3 protein-coding genes are annotated in these 5,018 nt (G+C 43.0%); 2 read left to right on the forward strand and 1 reads right to left on the reverse strand.

Features of this window, described 5'->3' with window-relative positions; genetic code table 11:
• The first annotated feature begins 455 nt into the window (after positions 1-455).
• Together RM368_RS37860 and mutS are read left to right on the forward strand one after the other, a co-directional pair.
• A complete protein-coding gene (locus RM368_RS37860) occupies positions 456-923 on the forward strand; it encodes a tellurite resistance TerB family protein (protein WP_322698825.1) in 468 nt (155 codons plus the stop codon).
• A 401-nt stretch (positions 924-1,324) separates the two neighbouring features.
• Entirely contained in the window at positions 1,325-3,967 is a 2,643-nt protein-coding gene (mutS, locus tag RM368_RS37865) for a DNA mismatch repair protein MutS (RefSeq protein ID WP_322698826.1), read from the forward strand.
• A gap of 829 nt (positions 3,968-4,796) precedes the next feature.
• On the opposite strand, the gene RM368_RS37870 is transcribed toward mutS, so the two are convergent.
• Positions 4,797-4,934 carry a hypothetical protein gene (locus RM368_RS37870; RefSeq protein WP_416212297.1) on the reverse strand — a complete coding sequence of 46 codons (138 nt, stop codon included), beginning with the start codon at positions 4,932-4,934 and terminating at the stop codon, positions 4,797-4,799.
• Between the last annotated feature and the right edge of the window lie 84 nt (positions 4,935-5,018).

Genomic DNA, 5,018 nt, shown 5'->3' on the forward strand with positions numbered 1-5,018 from the left:
CCAAATCAGCAATTGCGAACTCCAAATCAGCAATTGCGAACTCCAAATCAGCAATTGCGTTCGCTAAATCAGCAATTGCGTACGCCAAATCAGCAATTGCGTACGCCAAAATAACATTATGTGTACACACAAGTCGAATTACCCCCCTTAATCCCCCCTTATAAAGGGGGGAAAAAAGAAATCTAGTTCCCTCCCCTTTATAAGGGGAGGGTTAGGGTGGGGTAAAACCCTGGTTTGTAGGCTACGCAGCGTACACAAGTACTAAAAATCTTATCGCTTAAGGAAACTTAACCGTTTTTATACGCAGATGAATATACTCTCTGCGTATTTTTTATGAAAAAAAGATTTATCCCAATGTATATTTTTGCATTCTTTTGGGAATCATAAATCGAGGAAGCATGATAAACCGCAAAATATGACTTCCTGAAATATCACGTAACTTTTAGAGGATAATTATGTCTAAACGCAAGTTGCCCAAAGGCCGTAGTGTTAGTTCAGTTGCTCTAGAACCAGAAGTGGCGATCGCAATTCTTGGGTTGTTTTCCGCTGCGGCTGATGGTGAGGGTATTTCTTCCACAGAAGAATATGCTTTGAGTGAATTTCTCGGTCGGGTTGACTTATTTGAAGATTACTCTGAAGAAGACTTTGAAGAATTGACCGAAAAAGTCGTCAGCTTGATTGAAGAAGAAGAACCAGAAGATTTAATCGCCCAGTCTATCGAATCCTTACCCAATAGAAATTATCGCGAAGCTGCATACATTACAGCTATCTTAGTAGTAGGGATTGACGAAGAAGTACCCGAAAACGAACAAGATTATATCTCTGAACTTCAAGAAGCCTTAAATATTTCAGACGAACGCGCACAAGAACTTATAGACGCAGTGTTTGGAGAAGAAGACGAAGAAGAGGAAGAAGAGGAGTAATATTTTTTGACTTGCAACCTCATACCATTTTGGATTTTAGACTTCGGCTCCTTTCGACTTCGCTCAAGGCAAGCCGCTCAGTCGAACGATTTTAGATTTTGGATTGTGAAATCTCCATTGGATAAGTGTTTCAGTTTTCCATCTGTCGCAATCATTTTTCAAATTGGTATCAGTCATTTACCATCTTTAATTTGGGGTTGCTAATTTAGAAGATGAAATAATTTTGTTTGAATTTAGTTGTTCAGATTCCCGACTTCATGAAGAAGTTGGGAATTTTGCATTGTATCAAAAAAAACATTTTTCAGATAAAGGTAAAATATCCTTGAGCGATCGCCATTCAACTTTCACATCACGTTATCATCGGATCTTGGGGAATTTCCGTGCATAACTCGATAGCATCTATGACTGCCTCTCACTCCGAAACTCCATCTACCAAGCCCGATGCAAGTACTTTTATTTCTGACCATCTACAGGTGGATCGCAGTAAGTTAAGTCAAATGTACTTGCATTATGTCGAGACAAAGGATAAATATCCTCACGCGGTATTGCTGTATCGGGTAGGAGATTTCTTTGAATGCTATTTCCAAGATGCAGTAAAAATAGCGCAAGAATTAGAATTAGTTCTCACTAGTAAGCAAGCTGGGGAACAAGGACGGGTGGCGATGTCTGGTGTTCCGCATCACGCTTGGGAACGCTATGCGACAATGCTAGTAGAAAAAGGCTATGCAGTAGTAATTTGCGACCAAGTTGAAGATGCTTCTGAAGCTGCGGGGAGATTGGTGCGGCGGGAAGTAACGCGCATTCTGACACCTGGAACTTTGCTAGAAGAAGGAATGCTCAAATCCAGTCGCAATAATTACTTAGCAGCAGTAGTAATTGCCGCAAATCATTGGGGTTTAGCTTATGCAGACATCTCTACAGGAGAATTTCTCACCACTCAAGATAGCGATTTAGAACATTTGACCCAAGAATTAATGCGCTTGCAACCTTCAGAGGTGTTAGTTCCGACAAATGCGCCTGATTTGGGTAGTTTGCTGCGTCCGGGAGAAACTTCGCCGCATCTTCCTGAGTGTTTGCCACCATCATTTTGTTATAGTTTGCGATCGCAACTTCCCTTTTCTCAAGGAGAAGCTAAACCGAGATTATTGCAGAAATTTAAGGTGCGATCGCTCGAAGGACTCGGTTGCGATCGTCTTCCTCTCGCCGTCCGTGCGGCTGGCGGTCTTCTGGAATACCTGGAAGATACTCAAAAAGAAAACCCTGTCACTCTTCAAAGACTCCGCAGCTACACTGTCACCGACTACCTAATTGTTGACAATCAAACCCGCCGTAACTTAGAAATTACCCAAACCGTCCGGGATGGCACTTTTCACGGTTCCCTACTTTGGGCGTTAGATAAAACGAGTACAGCAATGGGTGGGCGTGCTTTGCGGCGGTGGTTGTTGCAACCATTACTCGATATTAAAGGCATTCGGGCACGTCTTGATACCATCCAAGAATTGATGGAAAATACGCCCCTGCGTCAAGATTTGCGGCATTTGTTAAAGCAAATTTACGATCTAGAACGCCTCACAGGAAGGGCGGGTTCTGGTACAGCGAATGCTAGAGATTTAGTAGCTTTGGCAGATTCCCTCTCACGTTTACCGGAATTAGCCAACTTAGTAGTTGAGACGCGTTCTCCATTTCTCAAAGCTTTGCAGAAAGTCCCAAGTGTGTTGGAAGAATTAGCACAAAAGTTACACGCACATCTTGTAGAGTCGCCACCTATACTAATTAAAGAAGGTGGATTGATTCGCCCTAGTGTAAATCCCTTATTGGATGAAAGGAAGGCGACTGTAGAAGCAGACCAGCAATGGATTGCCAATTTGGAAGTTGATGAAAGAGCTAAGACAGGAATTTCCACCCTCAAGGTAGGATTTAACAAAACCTTTGGTTATTACATCAGTATTTCTCGCACCAAAGCCGACCAAGTACCCGCTAATTATATTCGCAAGCAAACTCTGACCAATGAGGAACGTTACATCACCCCCGATTTAAAGGAACGGGAAGCTCGGATTTTGACGGCGCGAGAAGATTTAAATCAGTTGGAATATGAGATTTTTACAGCGTTGCGAGAAGAAGTAGCACAAGAGGCGGAAGTAATTCGCAATTTATCTCGTGCAGTAGCGGCGGCGGATGTCTTGTGTGGTTTGGCTGAGTTGGCTGTACATCAAGGTTACTGTCGTCCCGAAATATTGCCAGGGAGGGAGCTTAACATTGTTGATGGTCGGCATCCAGTGGTGGAACAGTCTTTACCTGCGGGGTTCTTTGTGCCGAATTCAACGCAATTAGGTCAAGAGTCATTAGCAGATGACCAAGAACAAATGACAAATGACATAGACGCGCCAGCGGCTTCCCGCAGGGTAGGACAAAAGACAAATGACAATCCCGATTTAATTATTCTTACCGGGCCAAACGCCAGTGGCAAAAGTTGTTATTTGCGTCAGGTAGGATTGATTCAGTTAATGGCGCAGATTGGTAGTTTTGTACCCGCGAGATTTGCCAGATTGGGAATATGCGATCGCATTTTCACCCGTGTCGGTGCAGTAGATGATTTAGCGACTGGTCAATCTACCTTCATGGTGGAGATGAATGAAACGGCAAATATCCTCAATCATGCTACATCTAGATCGTTGGTATTATTAGATGAAATTGGTCGCGGGACAGCAACATTTGATGGTCTTTCCATCGCTTGGGCGGTGGCAGAATATATAGCAGTGGATATTCGATCGCGGACAATTTTTGCTACGCATTACCACGAGTTAAATGAACTGGCTAGCATTATCCCGAATGTGGCTAACTATCAAGTGACAGTGAAAGAATTACCCGACCAAATTATCTTTTTACACCAAGTTCAACCAGGAGGTGCTGATAAGTCTTATGGAATTGAAGCGGGAAGATTGGCAGGTTTACCAGCCGTAGTTATTCAACGCGCAAAACAAGTGATGGGGCAAATTGAAAAACACAGTAAGATTGCAGTAGGACTGCAAAATCTTGATGGATAATGTACATTAACTAATTATTTGTCACTGTTAACAGATTAATGTCATTTTTAACAAATTTTTTGTCTTCAAATTGTGTTGCCTATAATATAATGAAATAACAAACTTTCAACCCGCCTCTAGCTGGGAGGGGTGTTGAAACCGAATTTAGTAAATGCGATCGCAATATTAATCGCAATATTATAGGATGCTTTCAACCCGCCTCTAGCTGGGAGGGGTGTTGAAACCGCTTGGCGAACCAGCGACCAAGCATGATTTTGCTGCTTTCAACCCGCCTCTAGCTGGGAGGGGTGTTGAAACCCCAAGAGCAAAGACAAGAATGGAATAGCGGCTTCTTTCAACTCGCCTCTAGCTGGGAGGGGTGTTGAAACTCTGCGCTTCAAACCCTTGATTTAACAATAGTTATGAAGGCATTTTTGTCACGTTTCCCAAAATCGCCCGTCAGTTAATACTTAAAAAAGAAATCAACTGACACACTAAAGGCTATAAACCTTATTAAACAAGCGATTTAAAGTTTTGGCAGGAGTCCCTGGGAAATCGCCCCCGCTTTACCATGCCAAAAAATAATTAAGGTGGGTTCCTCCTTGGTCGGAGGTGATTCAGTAGCCACCACTGCGGTAAACCCGCACCTCTATTACTGGGGGCGCACCTAATTCCTATCCCAAGGGATAGCAGCATCAAGGTGGGCAGCTACCAGGGTCAGAAAGCAAGACTGTTGTTTAACAGCAGTCAAACTAACCCAAATTTACACAGCACAGAGGCTTGTAACAAGCATGAACTGCGGCGCTGTTGAATTTTCTTATTTTATTGTCAAGGTTCAGTGTTTTGTCAATCAGTTTATTTTGCGGGAATAGTAAGCAGCGATCGCTAATTCTTTCGCTTTCTCCTGTGAACTACCTCGAATCGGCTGTTTTGACTCCTCTATGACAATTCCGGTTTTAGCCACTTGACTTTGAACGATAGAAATCAATCTACCGTAGCTCCATTGATGGACGCTAATACCAATTCTGTATGAAGATGCGCCAAACTACGTCAAACTTATAGATGGGTGCAT

This window comes from Nostoc sp. DedSLP03 (assembly GCF_034530815.1).
In the GTDB taxonomy this organism is placed as follows: domain Bacteria; phylum Cyanobacteriota; class Cyanobacteriia; order Cyanobacteriales; family Nostocaceae; genus Nostoc.

Excerpts from the sequence above, each read along its gene's own strand:
- RM368_RS37860 (WP_322698825.1), top strand. The coding sequence starts at position 456 with ATGTCTAAACGCAAGTTGCCCAAAGGCCGTAGTGTTAGTTCAGTTGCT.
- mutS (WP_322698826.1), top strand. The coding sequence starts at position 1,325 with ATGACTGCCTCTCACTCCGAAACTCCATCTACCAAGCCCGATGCAAGT.